General features: G+C 66.3%; 15 protein-coding genes and 1 tRNA gene. 10 read left to right on the forward strand and 6 right to left on the reverse strand.

Going from position 1 to position 16,606, the window contains the following annotated elements; translation table 11 throughout:
* Nucleotides 1-80: 80 nt before the first annotated feature.
* Together A5745_RS15765 and A5745_RS15770 are read left to right on the forward strand one after the other, a co-directional pair.
* Nucleotides 81-524: a Zn-ribbon domain-containing OB-fold protein gene (locus A5745_RS15765; protein WP_076064801.1), complete on the forward strand. Its 444-nt coding sequence runs from the start codon at nucleotides 81-83 to the stop codon at nucleotides 522-524.
* Nucleotides 521-1,723 (forward strand): lipid-transfer protein, encoded by a 1,203-nt coding sequence (locus A5745_RS15770; protein WP_076064802.1) that lies wholly within the window; start codon nucleotides 521-523, stop codon nucleotides 1,721-1,723. The genes A5745_RS15765 and A5745_RS15770 overlap by 4 nt, the downstream gene beginning before the upstream one ends.
* An 89-nt stretch (nucleotides 1,724-1,812) precedes the next feature.
* On the opposite strand, the gene A5745_RS15775 is transcribed toward A5745_RS15770, so the two are convergent.
* Nucleotides 1,813-2,439: an ANTAR domain-containing response regulator gene (locus A5745_RS15775; RefSeq protein WP_139329641.1), complete on the reverse strand. Its 627-nt coding sequence runs from the start codon at nucleotides 2,437-2,439 to the stop codon at nucleotides 1,813-1,815.
* 126 nt (nucleotides 2,440-2,565) lie between these two features.
* Between A5745_RS15775 and A5745_RS15780 the strand changes: the two genes are divergently transcribed.
* A tRNA-Leu gene (locus A5745_RS15780) sits at nucleotides 2,566-2,639 on the forward strand.
* Nucleotides 2,640-3,110: 471 nt separating this feature from the next.
* On the opposite strand, the gene A5745_RS15785 is transcribed toward A5745_RS15780, so the two are convergent.
* Nucleotides 3,111-3,299: a hypothetical protein gene (locus A5745_RS15785; protein ID WP_076117194.1), complete on the reverse strand. Its 189-nt coding sequence runs from the start codon at nucleotides 3,297-3,299 to the stop codon at nucleotides 3,111-3,113.
* A gap of 211 nt (nucleotides 3,300-3,510) precedes the next feature.
* Here A5745_RS15785 and A5745_RS15790 point away from each other — a divergent pair, with 211 nt between their 5' ends.
* The 6 genes from A5745_RS15790 to cydC all read left to right on the forward strand — a co-directional run bounded on the left by A5745_RS15790 (nucleotide 3,511) and on the right by cydC (nucleotide 11,472).
* Nucleotides 3,511-4,842 carry an adenylate/guanylate cyclase domain-containing protein gene (locus tag A5745_RS15790; protein ID WP_076117195.1) on the forward strand — a complete coding sequence of 444 codons (1,332 nt, stop codon included), beginning with the start codon at nucleotides 3,511-3,513 and terminating at the stop codon, nucleotides 4,840-4,842.
* Between the two features lie 37 nt (nucleotides 4,843-4,879).
* Nucleotides 4,880-5,482 (forward strand): HdeD family acid-resistance protein, encoded by a 603-nt coding sequence (locus A5745_RS15795; protein WP_371336971.1) that lies wholly within the window; start codon nucleotides 4,880-4,882, stop codon nucleotides 5,480-5,482.
* A gap of 95 nt (nucleotides 5,483-5,577) precedes the next feature.
* Entirely contained in the window at nucleotides 5,578-7,050 is a 1,473-nt protein-coding gene (locus A5745_RS15800; protein ID WP_076117175.1) for a cytochrome ubiquinol oxidase subunit I, read from the forward strand.
* 36 nt (nucleotides 7,051-7,086) lie between these two features.
* Nucleotides 7,087-8,127, forward strand: coding sequence for a cytochrome d ubiquinol oxidase subunit II (cydB, locus tag A5745_RS15805; RefSeq protein WP_076117177.1), 1,041 nt, complete (start codon nucleotides 7,087-7,089; stop codon nucleotides 8,125-8,127).
* A gap of 80 nt (nucleotides 8,128-8,207) precedes the next feature.
* Complete coding sequence (gene cydD / locus A5745_RS15810) at nucleotides 8,208-9,797, forward strand: thiol reductant ABC exporter subunit CydD (RefSeq protein ID WP_254848599.1); 1,590 nt, start codon at nucleotides 8,208-8,210, stop codon at nucleotides 9,795-9,797.
* Nucleotides 9,784-11,472 (forward strand): thiol reductant ABC exporter subunit CydC, encoded by a 1,689-nt coding sequence (gene cydC / locus A5745_RS15815; RefSeq protein WP_076117179.1) that lies wholly within the window; start codon nucleotides 9,784-9,786, stop codon nucleotides 11,470-11,472. Before cydD ends, cydC begins: the two co-directional genes overlap by 14 nt.
* Here cydC and A5745_RS15820 read toward each other — a convergent pair.
* Entirely contained in the window at nucleotides 11,453-12,607 is a 1,155-nt protein-coding gene (locus A5745_RS15820) for an epoxide hydrolase family protein (protein WP_076117182.1), read from the reverse strand. The two genes, cydC and A5745_RS15820, sit on opposite strands and share 20 nt — an antisense overlap.
* A 63-nt stretch (nucleotides 12,608-12,670) precedes the next feature.
* Here A5745_RS15820 and A5745_RS15825 point away from each other — a divergent pair, with 63 nt between their 5' ends.
* A complete protein-coding gene (locus A5745_RS15825) occupies nucleotides 12,671-13,621 on the forward strand; it encodes a YafY family protein (RefSeq protein WP_076117184.1) in 951 nt (316 codons plus the stop codon).
* Between the two features lie 33 nt (nucleotides 13,622-13,654).
* Here the strand turns inward: A5745_RS15825 and A5745_RS15830 are convergent, their stop codons facing one another.
* From A5745_RS15830 to A5745_RS15840, 3 genes are all read right to left on the reverse strand, one after another.
* On the reverse strand, nucleotides 13,655-15,052 hold the full coding sequence (locus A5745_RS15830; RefSeq protein WP_076117186.1) for a bifunctional lysylphosphatidylglycerol flippase/synthetase MprF: 1,398 nt from the start codon (nucleotides 15,050-15,052) through the stop codon (nucleotides 13,655-13,657).
* 144 nt (nucleotides 15,053-15,196) lie between these two features.
* Nucleotides 15,197-16,072, reverse strand: a complete 876-nt coding sequence (locus tag A5745_RS15835) for an acyl-CoA thioesterase II (RefSeq protein WP_076117188.1) — start codon at nucleotides 16,070-16,072, stop codon at nucleotides 15,197-15,199.
* A gap of 22 nt (nucleotides 16,073-16,094) precedes the next feature.
* Nucleotides 16,095-16,606, reverse strand: a 512-nt coding sequence (locus tag A5745_RS15840) for a pyruvate kinase alpha/beta domain-containing protein (RefSeq protein WP_240563168.1), incomplete at its 5' end; no start/stop codon positions are given.

The raw sequence follows: 16,606 nt of genomic DNA on the forward strand, positions 1-16,606 counted from the left end.
CCGCCGAAGTCATCGGCGCAGCCCCGCGGCAGAACTGCAACACGTTTCAGTTTTGCGTTTGGGCTGGGTAGTCTGACCGAGTGCCAGAGGTCACCAGTACACAAGCCGCGATCGACGGCTGGTTCGCCGCCGACGACGCCGGAAATCCCCATCTGATCGGCAGCAAGTGCCCCGCGTGCGGAACCTATGTTTTCCCGCCCCGGGAGAACAACTGCCCGAACCCGGGGTGCGCCAGCGACACCCTGGAGTCCGTCGCGTTGTCGACCCGCGGGACGCTGTGGAGCTACACCGAAAACCGGTATCCCCCGCCCGCGCCCTACCCCGCGGCGGACCCGTTCGAGCCGTTCGCCATCGCCGCGGTCGAGCTGGCCAACGAGGGAATCATCGTGCTCGGCAAGGTCGTCGAGGGCACGCTGGCGGCGGACCTGAAGGTCGGCATGCAGATGGAACTGACCACCATGCCGCTGTTCACCGATGACGACGGCGTCGAGCGCCTCGTGCACGCCTGGAAGGTGGCCTCATGAGTACTCCCGAACCGCTGTACATTCTCGGCGCCGGGATGCACCCCTGGGGCAAATGGGGCCGCGATTTCACCGAATACGGTGTGGTCGCAGCGCGGGCCGCGCTGGCGGAGGCCGGGCTGGATTGGCAACAGATCCAGCTGGTCGCCGGCGCCGACACCATCCGCAACGGCTACCCGGGCTTCATCGCGGGGTCGACGTTCGCACAGAAGCTCGGCTGGAACGGCGTGCCGGTCAGCTCGAGCTACGCCGCCTGCGCCAGCGGTTCGCAGGCGCTGCAGAGCGCCCGCGCCCACATCCTGGCCGGATTCTGCGACGTCGCGCTGGTCATCGGCGCCGACACCACTCCCAAAGGCGCGTTCGCTCCAGTCGGCGGCGAACGCAAGAACGACCCCGACTGGCAGCGGTTCCACCTGATCGGCGCGATGAACCCGGTGTACTTCGCGCTGCTGGCGCGCCGGCGGATGGACCTGTACGGGGCGACGTCGGAGGACTTCGCTCAAGTGAAGGTCAAGAACTCTCAGCACGGCCTGCAGAACCCGAATGCCCGCTACCGCAAGGAATCCTCGGTCGAGGACGTGCTGGCCAGCCCGGTGGTCTCCGACCCGCTTCGGCAACTCGACATCTGCGCCACCTCCGACGGTGCCGCGGCGCTGATCGTGGCCAGCGCGGAGTTCACGCGTAAGCACCTCGGCTCACTCGACGGCGTTCCGTCCGTGCGTGCGGTCAGCACCGTCACTCCGCGCTATCCGCAGCACCTGCCCGAATTGCCGGATATCGCAACGGATTCCACCGCTGTTGTGGCCGCACCGGAGCGGGTGTTCAAGGACCAGATCCTGGACGCCGCCTACGCCGAGGCGGGCATCGGGCCCGAGGACCTGAGCCTGGCCGAGGTCTATGACCTATCCACCGCGCTGGAACTCGACTGGTACGAGCACCTCGGGCTGTGCGCCAAGGGCGAGGCCGAGGCGCTGCTGCGCAGCGGTGCGACCAAGATCGGCGGCAAGATCCCGGTCAATCCGTCGGGCGGACTGGCCTGCTTCGGCGAGGCCATCCCCGCCCAGGCGATCGCTCAGGTCTGCGAGCTGACATGGCAGCTGCGCGGCCAGGCCACCGGCCGACAGGTGGAGAACGCGACGGTGGGCGTCACCGCCAATCAGGGACTCTTCGGACACGGTTCGTCGGTGATCGTCGCGCGCTAGCGGCCCCTGCCCGTCTGCCCGCCGAGTGTGCAAGCTGGGCGACCAGGGCGCACACTCGACGCCGTCGGCGCACACTCGATGCGAAACGGCTACTTGGACTCTTCGGCGGGGGCGTCCCCGAGGGTTTCCAGGACGACTTCGGCGACCCGTTTCATGGTGGTGCGCCGGTCCATGGCGGCGCGCTGAATCCACTTGAAGGCCTCGGGCTCTGACATGCCTTGCTTGGTCTGCAGCAGCCCCTTGGCGCGTTCGACGAGCTTGCGGGTCTCCAGCCGGTCCGACAGCGTCGCCACCTCATGTTCCAGCGCGCTGATCTCGCTGAACCGGCTCACCGCCAATTCGATCGCCGGGATCAGGTCGCTGATGGTGAAGGGCTTCACCAGATACGCCATCGCCCCGGCGTCGCGGGCCCGCTCGACCAGATCGCGCTGGCTGAAGGCGGTCAGCACCACGATCGGCGCGATGCGCTTGCTGGCGATTTCCGACGCCGCGTCGATCCCGTCGCGGCGCGGCATCTTGACGTCCATGATCACCAGGTCGGGCTTATGCTGCTCGGCCAGTTCTACGGCCTCCTGGCCGTCGCCGGCCTCGCCGACGATTTCGTAACCCTCCTCTCGCAGCATCTCGGCCAAGTCCAGTCGGATGAGCGCTTCGTCTTCCGCGATCAGGACCCGGCGCGGCACGGCGGCGTCGGTGTCGGTCGTGGGGCCTGTCATGACGCACATTGTGTCGTGAACGCGCGGGGCCGACGACCTCGGGGCGGGTCAGACAGGCATCCACGCCAAATCCTCTATGGTGGGAGGCTGCCTCTAAGGTAGGAGGCCGGACTCGAGCAGGATCAAGCCCTCGTATCCCAACTGGCAGAGGAAACGGACTCAAAACCCGTCCAGTGTGGGTTCGAATCCCACCGAGGGCACTCGTCAGCGGCGCAACATGATGTGTCGGGACGTCCCGCCCCGCCGAGGACGCCAAGCCGGTCACCATTCTGCGGCAGCGTCTCTGACTCGATAACCGCCCAGTCGACTTCTGCCGCAGGTTTCATGAGCCCTGGCGCGTCGCTTCGCCGGCTCTCAAATCGATAGCGTCCACACCGTAAACCGGCGTGGCATCGTTAAATATGACCTTTCCAATACTCGGTTCCCCTTTTCCGAGACTCAACTAAGCCGAAGGTATGTTAAGACCGTTGAATGCGCCCAGCAGTATGAATTCGGCGCAATTACCAGTCGCCCACATTCGCGCTGTTTCCGCGTTCCGGGAAAATATATAGTTACTCCATACTATTTTCGTTGTCGTAACGCAGGCTGTTGCCCCCAAAGTTGCCCCTAAGCGGAAGCAGAAATGTCCGGCACCGGATCCAGCTCCTCGCGATCAGGACCAGGCGGAATGACTAGCCCGAATGGGCGACGCACACCTGTTCTTCTGCGTGCACGACATTTACCGCCATCGGATCATTCTGGATGGAATCGGTAGCTACGCGCAGGAACGACGTGGCCCCATTGCACCCGGCGCAGCTGCTCGCCAGCAGGGCGGTGAGGGTAAGGATCAACACGACGAAGATTCTCTTGAAGCCAGCCATACCGCACCCCTTTGCCCTGCCGAACACGTGTGCAATAGCTCAATCAAACGCGTGCGGAATAACCCGGGTCAATACCTTTTAAACTTGTTTTTTTAAAAGGTTTTTTTCCGCCCCCTAGCGCGGCCTGCAGCCCGCAAGCGCGGCACGCACAAATCCAGCGGTCAGCTGCCGGCGGCCGACAATTGCTCGGCTCAGCGGTTACGCTTTGAACGTGGCGGCGAAGAAGTGCGGAGCCCCACCCAGTTCAGACGGCTCGGCGAAACACCCGGACTGCGTAGCGGCGGTGCGGGCGCAAACCCGCGACCGCAATCAGCACTACGCCGACAGCGCCGCACGCCGGGCCCGGATCCTCACCGTCACCGCGTGGCTCGCGGTGATGGTGAGCGCCACCTTCCTGCTCGTGCAGATCGTCAGCGGATCGTGGTTGTGGCAAGTCAGCTCGGTCAACGTCGTCGGCGCTACCGTCTTCGCGTTTGTCCCGTGGCTGCAGCGGTTCGGGGAATTGCTTGCGCCGCTTACGTTTATGGTCGCGGCGTACGTCTCGATCATCGCCACGTGCCTGGACGTCGGCACCGGGTCGGGCGCCCAGTTCTTCTTTCTCGTCGGGGCCTGCATCGTGGTACTGCTACTCGGGATCGAACACATCGTGCTGGCGTCCGCGCTTGCGGTCGTCGCCGCTGGCCTGATTATCGCGGTGGAATTCCTGGTCCCGCGCGCCACAGGGCTACAGGCGGCGTGGGTCCAGTCGGCGGGTTTCGTCATCACCGCCATCTCCAGCGTCGTGATGGTGTTTGTGACGGTGTGGTTCGCGCTGCGTGACACCGCGCGCGCCGAGGCAGTAATGGAAGCCCAGTACGAACGCTCCGAGGCGCTGTTGGCCAACATGTTGCCGGCCAGCATCGCCGACCGGCTCAAAGAATCGGGGCGAGGCATCATCGCCGACAAGTACGACGAGGCCTCGGTCCTGTTCGCCGACATCGTCGGCTTCACCGAGCGAGCCAGCGGCACCGCCCCGGCCGACCTGGTGCGCTTCCTGGACCGTCTCTACAGCGATTTCGACGCGCTGGTCGACAAGCATGGGCTGGAGAAAATCAAGGTCAGTGGCGACTCCTACATGGTGGTCAGCGGGGTACCGCGGCCGCGGCCCGACCACGTCCAGGCGCTGGCGGACTTCGCGCTCGACATGGTCGATGTCGCTGCCCGACTGAAGGATCCGCACGGCCTCCCGCTGCCACTGCGAGTCGGCATGGCCTGCGGCCCGGTGGTGGCAGGGGTCGTCGGGTCCCGGCGATTCTTCTACGACGTGTGGGGCGACGCGGTCAACGTCGCCTCCCGGATGGAATCCACCGACTCGGTCGGGCGGATTCAGGTGCCCGAGGACATCTACGAGCGCCTCAGGGACGGCTTCGTGCTGCAGGAGCGCGGCCCCATCGAGGTCAAGGGCAAGGGCACCATGCGCACCTGGTATCTGGTCGGCCGCAAGGCCGTAACCGCCGAGACGCCCGAGCGAGTTGCCGACGAATCGCACACCGCCCGCGTCTGATTCGCAGGGCCTTCAATCCCTATACCCGAACCGGCGTTTGTGCCAGACTGCGGCCATGACTACTTCCCCCGAAACAACTCCTGGAAAACCGCCCATTCCAAGCTTGTTACCGCATCTGTGGAAGTCCTCGCTGCTATCGGGAATTCTGTCGCTGGTTGTCGGCGTCTTGGTGCTGGCCTGGCCCCAAATATCCATCCTGGCCGCGGCGATCTGGTTCGGCGTCTATCTGCTGATCACCGGTGCCGCGCAGGTCTTCTTCGCGTTCAGCCTGCACGTCTCGGCCGGCAGCCGGATCCTGTTGTTCATCAGTGGCGCGGCGTCACTCATCCTGGCCGTCTTGGCGTTTCGCCATTTCGGTAACGCGGTCCTGTTGCTGGCCATCTGGATCGGCGTCGGGTTTATCTTCCGCGGTGTCGCCACAACGGTTTCCGCGATCAGCGATCCGACACTGCCGGGCCGCGGCTGGTCGATTTTCGTCGGCGTGATCAGCCTGCTGGCGGGCATCGTTGTCCTGGCGTCCCCGCTCAATTCACTCGTCACGCTGGCGCTCGTCGTCGGCGTCTGGTTCGTGGTCATCGGCGTTTTCGAGATCGTGTCGTCGTTCGGGATTCGCAAGGCGTCGAAAACGCTCGCCAGCTAAACCGCCGGCGGATCACCCCAGTGGCGTCGGCCAAACCTATCTACTACACTGCGTCGTAGAAAGGCAGGCGCCTCCGTAGTTTCGGGAGATGGCAGATGAATGTCGTCGACATTTCACGGTGGCAGTTCGGTATCACCACCGTCTACCACTTCATCTTTGTGCCGCTCACCATCGGCCTGGCTCCCCTGATCGCGGTCATGCAGACGATGTGGGTGGCCACCGGTAACACCGCGTGGTATCGCCTGACGAAGTTCTTCGGCAAGCTGTTCCTGATCAACTTCGCCATCGGCGTGGCCACCGGGATCGTGCAGGAATTCCAGTTCGGCATGAATTGGAGCGAGTACTCGCGGTTCGTCGGCGACATCTTCGGAGCCCCGCTCGCGATGGAAGGCCTGGCCGCCTTCTTCTTCGAATCCACCTTCCTCGGGTTGTGGATCTTCGGCTGGAGCAGGCTTCCCAAGCTGGTGCACCTGGCGTGCATCTGGATTGTCGCGATCTCGGTGAATGTGTCCGCGTTCTTCATCATCGCGGCGAACTCCTTCATGCAGCACCCGGTCGGCGCCCACTACAACCCCGCGACCCGGCGCGCCGAGCTGACCAGCATTGCGGCACTGCTGACCAATAACACTGCGAAAGCAGCCTTTTCGCACGCGGTCGCCGGTTCCTTGCTGACGGCGGGAACTTTCGTAGCCGCCGTCAGCGCGTGGTGGCTGGTCCGTTCCCGCCAACCCGAAACCGGCACGCCCGCCGCCGAGTCCGATGCGCGAACCATGTTCCGCCCGGCAACCATCCTCGGGTGTTGGGTCGCGCTGGTCGCGACCGTCGGCTTGCTCTTCACCGGTGACGCCCAAGGCAAATTGATGTTCGTGCAGCAGCCGATGAAGATGGCGTCGGCGGAATCGTTGTGCGACACGCGAACCGACCCGGATTTCTCGATCCTGACCGTCGGCACGCACAACAACTGCGAAAGCATCACCCGAGTGATCGAGGTGCCCTACGTGCTGCCGTTCCTCGCCGACAGCCGGCTCAGCGGTGTGACGTTGCAGGGTGTGCGCGACATCCAGCAGGACTACCAACAGCGATTCGGGCCAAATGACTACCGGCCCAACCTGTTCGTCACCTACTGGTCGTTTCGCGCGATGATCGGATTCCTTGCGATACCTCTGCTGTTCGCGCTGGCCGCGCTGTGGCTGACGCGCGGCGGCCGAATTCCCAATCAGCGGTGGTTCTCTCGGCTGGCGCTGCTGACCCTTCCCACGCCGTTCCTGGCCAACAGCGCCGGGTGGGTGTTCACCGAGATGGGTCGCCAGCCCTGGATCGTCGTGCCCAATCCGACCGGCGACCAACGGGTTCGGCTCACGGTCGCCCAGGGCGTCTCGGATCACGTCCCCGCCATGGTCGTCACCTCGCTGGCGACCTTCACCCTGGTGTACGCCGTGCTCGCGGTCATCTGGTTTTACCTACTCCGGCGCTACGTCGTCGAAGGGCCACAGGAGCACGACGCCGAACCGGCGGCGCCACCGGCACCCGCCGAGCACGAGGTGGCGCCGCTGTCCTTCGCCTACTAGGGCTTACTGGGCCGCTACGGAAAGAAAGGAACGCCGGTGGGACTCCAACAGTTGTGGTTCGGTGTCATCGCGGCGCTGTTCCTTGGTTTCTTCATCCTGGAGGGCTTCGACTTCGGCGTGGGCATGTTGATGGAGCCGCTCGCCCGGCTCGGCTCCGGCGACCCGGAGCTGAACCGCCGCGCGACGCTCAACACCATCGGGCCGGTCTGGGACGGCAACGAAGTGTGGCTGATCGTCGCCGGGGCAGGGATGTTCGCCGCGTTTCCCGGCTGGTACGCGACGGTGTTCTCCACGCTCTACCTGCCACTGCTGGCGATCCTGTTCGGCATGATCGTGCGCGCCGTGGCCATCGAGTGGCGCGGCAAGATCGACGACACGAAGTGGCGCGCCCTGGCCGATTTCGGTATCGCGGCGGGGTCGTGGCTGCCCGCCGTGCTGTGGGGGGTGGCCTTCGCCGTCCTGGTCCGCGGGCTCCCGGTCGACGCCGCCGGCCATGCTCACCCATCAGTCACCGACGTGCTCAACACCTATACCCTGCTGGGTGGTCTGGCCACCGGCGGCCTCTTCCTGCTCTACGGCGCGGTGTTCATCGCCCTGAAGACGTCGGGCCCGCTGCGTGACGATGCGTACCGATCCGCCAAGTGGCTGTCGCTTCCCGTGACGGGACTGGTTGCGGGCTTTGGGGTTTGGACGCAGCTGGCGCACGGCAAGCACTGGACGTGGGCCGTGCTCGGGGTCGCGGTGGTCGCGCAGCTGGCGGCGGTGCTGTTGGTGTGGCTGGGCAGACTCGACGGCTTGGCGTTTTTCTGCGCGGCCGTTGTCGTCGCGGCGGTGGTGGTGCTGCTGTTCGGCGTCCTGTATCCCAACCTGGTCCCGTCGACGCTGAACGGCCAATGGAGCGTCACGATCGACAATGCGTCCTCGACGCCGTACACGCTCAAGATCATGACATGGGTGACGGCGTTCATGGCTCCGCTGACGATCGTGTACCAGGCGTGGACGTATTGGGTTTTCCGGCAACGGATCTCGGCCGAGCATATTCCGCCGCCCATCGGTCTGGCGAGGCGCACGTCCTGAGCACGAGGGACTCCCGAGCGCCGCTGGACCCGCGACTGTGGCGGGCATCGGGCGCGCTGCGCCGGTTCCTGGCGGCCGCGGTGGGCTGCGGGGTGGTGATCTCCGGCTGCGCGGTCGGCTCGGCGATCGTGCTGGCGGGTATCGTCGCGCGCGTCGTCACCGATCCGACGGCACGGGGCCTGCGCGGCTGGGCCGGCCCGCTGTCAATCCTGTTGGCGCTGTGGGTGATCCGCACTGCGGCGCACTGGCTGCAGGCGCGCCTGGGCCAGCGGGGAGCGAGCGCGGTGATCGCCGATCTCAACGGGCAGGTGCTGGCGGCGGTGACCGCCCGGCAGCCCAACGAACTCGCCGCTCAGCGCGACGCCGCGGCGGTGGTGGTCACCCGGGGACTCGACGGCCTGCGCCCCTACTTCGCGGGATATCTGCCGACGTTGCTGCTCGCGGCGATCCTGACACCGGCGACGGTGGCCGTGATCGCGGTCTACGACCTGAAGTCGACGGCGATCGTGGTGATCACCCTGCCGCTGATCCCGGTTTTCATGGTGCTGATCGGGCTGGCGACGGCCGATCGATCGGCGGCCGCGCTGGGAGCGATGACGACCCTGCAGGCGCGATTGCTGGATCTGATCGCCGGCATCCCCACGCTGCGGGCGTTGGGGCGCGCGTCGGGACCCGAGCACCGGATCGCCGAACTCGCTGCCGCGCATCGGCGCTCGGCGATGGCGACGCTGCGGATCGCGTTTCTGTCGGCGCTGGTGCTGGAATTGCTGGCCACGTTGGGCGTGGCACTGATCGCAGTCGGTATCGGTCTTCGCCTGGTGTTCGGTGAAATGACCCTGGCCACCGGTCTGACGGTCCTGCTGCTGGCCCCCGACGTCTACTGGCCGCTGCGCCGCATCGGGGTGGAATTCCATGCCGCTCAAGACGGTAGGGCGGCGGCCGACAAGGCGTTCGCGCTGATCGGCGCGCCCATCCCCCCGGTGGTGCGAAACCGGACCGTCGCCGCGCGGGGCGCCGACATCCGGCTCGAAAACCTCAGCGTGGCCGGCCGGGACGGGTACTCACCGTGCGGGCTCACCGCGACGATCGAACCCGGTCATGTCACCGTGCTGACCGGACGAAACGGCGCGGGCAAGAGCACCACCCTGCAGGCGATCGCCGGACTCACCATCCCGTCATCGGGCCGGATCACGGTGGCCGACGCGGACGTCGCCGACCTGGATCCCGCCGCGTGGTGGCCGCAATTGTCCTGGCTACCGCAACGCCCGGTGCTGATCCCGGGCACCGTGCGCGACAACCTCACGCTGCTGGGCGACGTGGAAGATCTTGAAACGGCCTGCGCCGCTTCCGGATTCGACGCGGTCCTGGCTGAGCTGACCGACGGCATGGACACCGTGCTCGGGCGCGGCGGTGTCGGGCTGTCCCTGGGGCAGCGGCAACGTCTGGGCCTCGCGCGGGCGCTCGGATCATCCGCGGCCGTGTTGCTGCTCGATGAGCCCACCGCGCACCTGGACGCCCACACCGAGGGCCGGGTGCTGCGCGCCATCGTCGAGCGCGCCCGCGCCGGAGCGACCGTCGTGGTCGTCGGCCACCGCGAGCGCGTCGTCGCTATCGGTGACCGCGTGGTCGACGTGATATCGGGCGATCGGGTGCGTTATGCGCCGGTCTGATCCGCTCCTGGCGACCTCGAGTCTGCTGCGCCCACGGCTGCCGCGCATCCTGGCCGCCATCGCGCTCGGCGTGCTGTCGCTGGGCAGTGCGCTGGCGCTGGCCGGGATCTCGGCGTGGCTGATCACGCGCGCGTGGCAGATGCCACCCGTGCTGGACCTGTCGGTCGCGGTCGTCTTGGTGCGCGCGTTCGCGATTTCGCGGGGCGTGCTGCACTACTGCGAGCGCCTGGCCACCCACGACACCGCCTTGCGCGCGGCCGGCACCGCCCGGACGCAGATCTATCACCGGCTCGCCCACGGACCGGCTTCGGCCGCCGTTCGGCTGCACAGCGGCGAGTTGGTGGCACGGGTGGGCGCCGACGTCGACGAACTGGCCGATGTCCTGGTTCGTGCCCTCGTGCCGATCGGCGTCGCTGCGGTGCTGGCGTTGGCGGCGACCGCGGCCGTCGCGGCCATGTCGCTGCCGGCCGCCGTGGTGTTGGCGGGCTGTCTGCTGATCGCCGGCATCGTGGCGCCGTGGCTGGCCGGCAGGGCCGCGGCGACGCAGGAAGAGTTTGCCCGCCACCATCATTCGGAGCGCGACACGTCAGCGATGATCGCCCTCGAGCACGCGCCCGAGCTGCGCGTCGCCGGGGTGCTACCAGGTGTCATTGCCGAATCGCAACGGCGCCAACGCGCTTGGGGCGCCGCGCTTGACGCGGCCGCCCGCCCAGCCGCTGTCGCGGAGGCGGTGCCCACCGCCGCCATCGGGGTCAGTGTCCTCGGCGCGGTGGCGGCCGGGATCGGGATGGCACACGCGGTCGCACCCACCACGCTGGCCGTGCTGATGTTGCTGCCGCTGTCCGCGTTCGAGGCGATGACTCCCCTACCGGCCGCCGCGGTCCAGTTGACGCGGTCGCGGATCGCCGCGCGTCGCTTGCTCGACCTCGCCCCGGCAGACCGCCCTGCCGAGCCCATGAAGCCACCGCCCGTTGGCGCTGGGCGCCTATGCGCCGATGTCCTTGCCGGTCACGCGGATTCGGCGCGATCGACCAGGGCGCGGCTAGCCCTGCCGCCGGGCATGCGGCTGGCGGTCACCGGCGCTAGCGGTTCGGGCAAGACGACGCTGCTGATGACACTCGCCGGGCTGATTCCCCCACTCGATGGGCGGGTACTGCTCGACGGAACGGATCTCGACCACTTCGACGAAGGCGAATTGCACCGCGCCGTCACGTTTTTCGCCGAAGATGCGCACATCTTCGCCACCACCGTCCGCGACAACCTACTGGTGGTCCGTGGCGATTGCCATGACGACGAACTGGTGGCCGCGCTGGACTCGGTCGGGCTCGGCGGCTGGCTTGCCAGCCTGCCCAACGGCCTGTCGACGGTGTTGACCGGTGGCGCACAGGCGGTCTCGGCGGGCCAGCGCAGGCGGTTGCTGCTCGCGCGGGCTATGCTCTCCCCCGCCCGGATCGTGCTGCTCGACGAGCCCACCGAGCACCTCGACGCGGTCGACGCCGAACGGGTGCTGCGGGAGCTGTTGACCGCCGACGCCGGGCTGATGTCCGGGGGCAGAACGGTTGTGGTCGCCACTCACCACCTCCCCAACGGGATCGGTTGCCCGGAATTACACATCGATCCGGCGGATACCCTGAGAGGCCAAGCCGATGACACTGTCACGAGCGGTGCGCTCTGAAGAATTCACGGATGTCGGCAGTGAGAACTTCCGGTTCCTCCATCGCGGCGAAATGGCCCCCGTGATCGATGTCGGTCCAGCGGGTGATGGTGTTCTGTTCTTCGACGTAACGACGGATGCTGACGTCGTGCGCGAAGACGAGCGCAGCGGTGGGCACTCCGGAGTTGGTGTAACGCGTCGTCCAGTTGCCTCCCTGTGCGTAGGCGACATACGCAGCCGAACCGGCCGTTCCGGTGAACCAGTAGGTCGATGCGTTGGTGAGCAGCCTGTCGCGGTCAATGATTTTGTCGGGGACGGTGTTTCGCGGGTAGGTCCATTCTCGGAACTTGTCCATGATCCAGGCCAGCTGCCCAACCGGAGAGTCGGTGAGTCCGTAGGCAATGGTTTGAGGCCGCGTTGACTGGATCGCGATGTAGCCGTACTCCTCCTGCATGAAGGCTTCAATCCGGCGCACCCGGTCGCGTTCGAGGTCGGAGAGCTGAGCCAATTCTTCGTCCGCAAGGGGCACCGGCGGCACGGTCGAAGGACCGTTCATGTGCACGGCGGTGACATGATCTGGAGCCACCCGTCCGAGTTGCGGGCTGATGGCCGCGCCGAGGTCGCCGCCCTGCGCGCCGTAACGCCGGTAGCCGAGCCGCCGCATCAGCTCGGCCCACGCGCGGGCGATCCGATCGGTTGTCCAGCCGGTGTCGGCTGTCGGACCCGAGAAACCAAACCCCGGCAACGAGGGAATCACCACGTCGAAGGCGTCAGCGCGGTCGCCTCCGTGGGCCTGAGGATCGGTGAGCGGTCCGATGATGTCGAGTAATCCGACGATCGAGTCCGGCCAACCGTGCGTCAGGATCAGCGGGAAGGCGCCCGGTTCGAGTGAGCGGACGTGCAGAAAGTGGATGCGCTGTCCATCGATCATCGTGGTGAACTGCGGGTAATCATTCAGGCCCGCCTCGGCCGCCCGCCAGTCGTATCCGGTGCGCCAGTATTCGGTGAGCTCCCGCAACCAATGGAGCGGGACACCCGTTTCCCAGTCGTCGCCGGGAAGGGCCGTCGGCCATCGGGTGCGGTCAAGCCGATCATGCAGGTCATCGAGCTGCTGCTGAGGAATTTCGATACGAAACGGTCTGATGTCGTTAGTCATGAGGCCGAATGTAGGAGCGGAGGAGGTCAGTTCTTGTCCTAGGTTGCGGGCAGAATTGGAAACGTGCTCGATACGTCCGCGCGATTGCTTCGCCTCCTTGGGCTGTTACAGATGCGCCGCGAATGGACCGGCGCCGCGTTGGCCGATCGGATGAACGTCGGTGTGCGAACGGTGCGCAGGGACATCGCAAAGTTGCGGACATTGGGCTACCCCGTCGAAGCCATCGCGGGGCGCTCGGGTTATCGACTGGGTGCGGGGGCTCAGCTACCGCCGCTACTGTTCGACGACGAGGAGACCGTTGCGGTGGCGATCGGATTGCGCACGGCCGCAACGAGTTTAGTAACCGGGATCGAAGAGTCTTCGGTACGAGCGCTTGCCAAACTGGAAACGTTGCTACCGTCACGGCTGCGGCACCGCATAGCTCTCCTGGCCGCTACCATGGAAACCGTCCCTCAGCCAGGACCTACCGTCAACCCGGAGACGCTCATCGCCGTAGCAGGCGCGTGCCGCGACCAACACCAGCTTCGGTTCGACTATCTCAGCCACGACGGGACGGCCTCGCTCCGCAGGGTGGAGCCGCATCGGCTCGTCCACACCGGCAAGCGCTGGTATCTGATCGCTTGGGACATCGAACGTGACGCCTGGCGCACTTACCGCGTCGACCGACTGACCCCGCGCGTTCCCACCGGGCCTCGGTTTTCGTTCCGCGCGCCGCCCGACGCCGACCTCAGCGCGTATTTGTCCCGTGGTGTGACAACGAACCCCTATCGATACCGTGCCCGCATCACTCTGCACGTCCCTATTAGAGTTGCCGCCGAACGCGTTTCGCACCACGTCGGTCTGCTCGAAGCGAGGAGCGATGAACATTGCACCCTACATACCGGATCGAACAGCCTCGATGAACTCGCCCTGTATGTCGGTTTGTTCCAATTCCCTTGCACGGTGCACGAACCCAGCGAACTCATCGAACACATCCGGGACTTGACCAACCGGCTCTCGGCCGCTATCGGATGAAGAGCTTGCGGGTTTCGGCATCACGGCCGAAGCTCACAGGTGGCGTCGCCGCGGCACGAACTCCAGTGTCAGCAACACGAACACCAACGGAACTAACTGCATCGGCGATATCAGCGCGTAGCGTCGGGCATCCAGCGCGTGGAACTTGCGCACGTACCGATACAGCGACTCGAGCGCGATCAACGGGTCCAGCACGTGGATCAGCCGGTAGAAGATGCGCTGCAGCCGCCCACGATTCTTGTCGTCGAAAATCTCCGGGAACGCCGCGAACGAAAGCGATACGCGCTGCGCCCCAGCCTCTTTGCCGGCCATGATCATGTCGACGCTGAGCCGTTCGTCTATCCCGTTGGGGGCGCCGCGGCGACGCCACGGCACGTCGAGGCTGATGTCGCTGCCGCCGCCCGCGGTCGCGTAGCGGTGAAAGCCCTGTACCTTCCCGCTCGCATCCCGGGCGAGGATCAGCCGTATGCCGGGGAACCGGCCCTCCAGCACGCCGTCGAGGTTCATGTAGAAGCCGCGGTCGGTATGAGCCCCGCTGGGTGACGCGTGCACCACGTCGGTCAGTTCGGCCAGCAGCCGGTCGTCGAGTTCCTGCTCGGCCACGATCTCGGTGGTGATGCCGGCGTTGTGGGTGCGCTTGACCGCCTGACGCAGGTTGCGGAACTTGCGGCCCACCATGTCGAAGCCGGACACGTTGACGACGACGTCGCGGCCGATCGGGACCGCGCGCAGCGATTGTCCGAGCACCTTCGCGTCCATCCACAACTCGAGACGCCGGTCGCTGCAACCCACTACGGCGATTCGCCAGCCGTGCATCCGACACATGGCGGCGAAGTCGGCGACCAATTCGGGGAAACGCGCTGCATCACCGATCGGGTCGCCGCCGACCACCGCGAACCCCATCCGCGTCCGGTACGCCAGCGCCGCGGTTCCGTCGGCGCTGAAGTGGTAGCTCTTTCCCGTCTGCATGGCAAACGGCGCCAGTGGGTCATCGCTGGTGGCATCGATCAGGGCCCACGCCCGGGGCAGATCTTCGGGTCGCGGATGCGATGAAGTCGGCCACATCAGCACCAGTCCGGAGCTGGCGATCAGCACGTCGCCGAGCAGATCGAAGGACAGCACGTGCGAACCGAAGCCCGCCAACACAAACAGGGCGGCCGCGGCCGCATGCATGGTCGTGACCGGGCGGCCCAGGAAGATCCCACGCGCAATGAACGTCACAGCGGCCAGCACCGTCAGCGACCAGCCCAGCCGACCGGCGTAGTGCCACTCCGGGTTGTGGTGGTGCCGGGCGAGGATCGCGATCAGCCAGCAGGCGGCGCTGAGCAGTGCCAAGGCGCCGAAGCAGCGTGCGGCCAGCGAATCAACGTGAACGACAACGCGTTCGCGCGCGCGCAATCTTGGTAGGACTTCGACCGGCGGTCCGTTCACATCTCACCTCCCGATGCGCTGACCTTCAGCGGGGCGGCTCGCTTGCCGCATGTCCCATCGAATACCCGGCTTGTAAGAACTTACGCCTGATCACGGCTGTTTTCAGCCGTATCGGACGCATGTCCGATAGGTATCCTGTGCTGTCTATCGGCGCCGGGGCGGAAAGTATTTCAGCACGCCTTCCTGGGCCACCGTGGCGACGAGTTGGCCGGAGCGATCGAAGAAGTGCCCGGTGCCCAGCCCGCGTGAGTCCGCGGCGACGGGCGAGGACGTCGAATACAACAGCCAGTCGTTGATGTCGGGCTGGCGGTGGAACCACACGGAGTGATTGGCGGACGCCGCGAAGATGCGGTCGAAACCCCACGACAGCCCGTGGCTGGTGATGACCGAGTCCAGCACGGTGGTATCCGAGGAGTACACCATCGTCGCCGTGTGCAGCACCGGATCGTCGGGCATCGTCCCCAGCGCCTTGACCCAGACCCGGTTGTAGGCAAGGCGGTCGCCCTTGTCGCGCATCACCCAGGCCGGGTCGTTGGTGTAGCGCCATTCGATCGGCTGCAAGGCATTGACGAAGTGCGGCACGGTCTCCTCATAGCCCTGCAGCAGCTCGCGGAGCGGTGGCTGGGTGTGGGGCTCGGGCACCGGCGGCGGTTCAACGGCGTGCTCGAGGCCCGGGCCTCCCGCCATGTAGGAGATCATCGCGGTGGACAGCAACATGCCGTCCTGCACCGCGTCGACGCGACGGTTGGCGAAGCGCCGCTCGTCACGCAGCCGCGCGACGTGGAATTCGATGTCCTTGGCGGTGTCGCCGCCGTTGATGAAGTGCACGGACAAAGCGCTGGGCGGCAGGTCCTCCCGAATCAGCGTGCGGCTGCTCGCGACGAACGATTGCGCCATGAGCTGGCCGCCGAAGGTCCGCAACGGGTTCTTGCTGGGATGTGATCCGACGAATAATTCATCGGATAGGCGGTTGAGGTCGAGTAACGCCAGCAGCTCCTCGAAATCGTTGCCAGCCGCCACAGGCCTGCCCGCCCCCTGTCGATTAGACGTCGTCCTCCCCGATCCGGTGCACGTGGATCAGGTTGGTCGAGCCTACTGTGCCCGGCGGCGCGCCCGCGACGATGACCACCAGGTCGCCGCGCTTGTAGCGGCCCAGTGCCAGCAGCGACTTGTCGACCTGACGGATCATGCCGTCGGTCGAGGTCATCATCGGGACGATGAACGTCTCGGTCCCCCAGGTCATGGCGAGCTGGCTGCGAACCTCGGGCCACGCGGTGAACGCGAGCAGGGGCAGCGGCGTGTGCAGGCGCGCCAGTCGTTTCACCGTGTCACCCGACTGAGTGAACGCGACCAGCGCCTTCGCGTCGAGCCGCTCGCCGATGTCGCGGGCGGCGTAGGAGATCACGCCGCGCTTGGTGCGCGGCACATGCGTCAACGGCGGAGCGGCCGTGGAATTCTCCTCGACCGCGCACACGATCCGCGACATCGTCCGCACGGCCGCCAATGGGTACTTGCCCACCGCGGTCTCGCCGGACAGCATCAGCGCGTCGGCGC

Origin of the sequence: Mycobacterium sp. IS-2888 (assembly GCF_001954215.1) — a bacterium.
In the GTDB taxonomy this organism is placed as follows: Bacteria; Actinomycetota; Actinomycetes; order Mycobacteriales; family Mycobacteriaceae; genus Mycobacterium.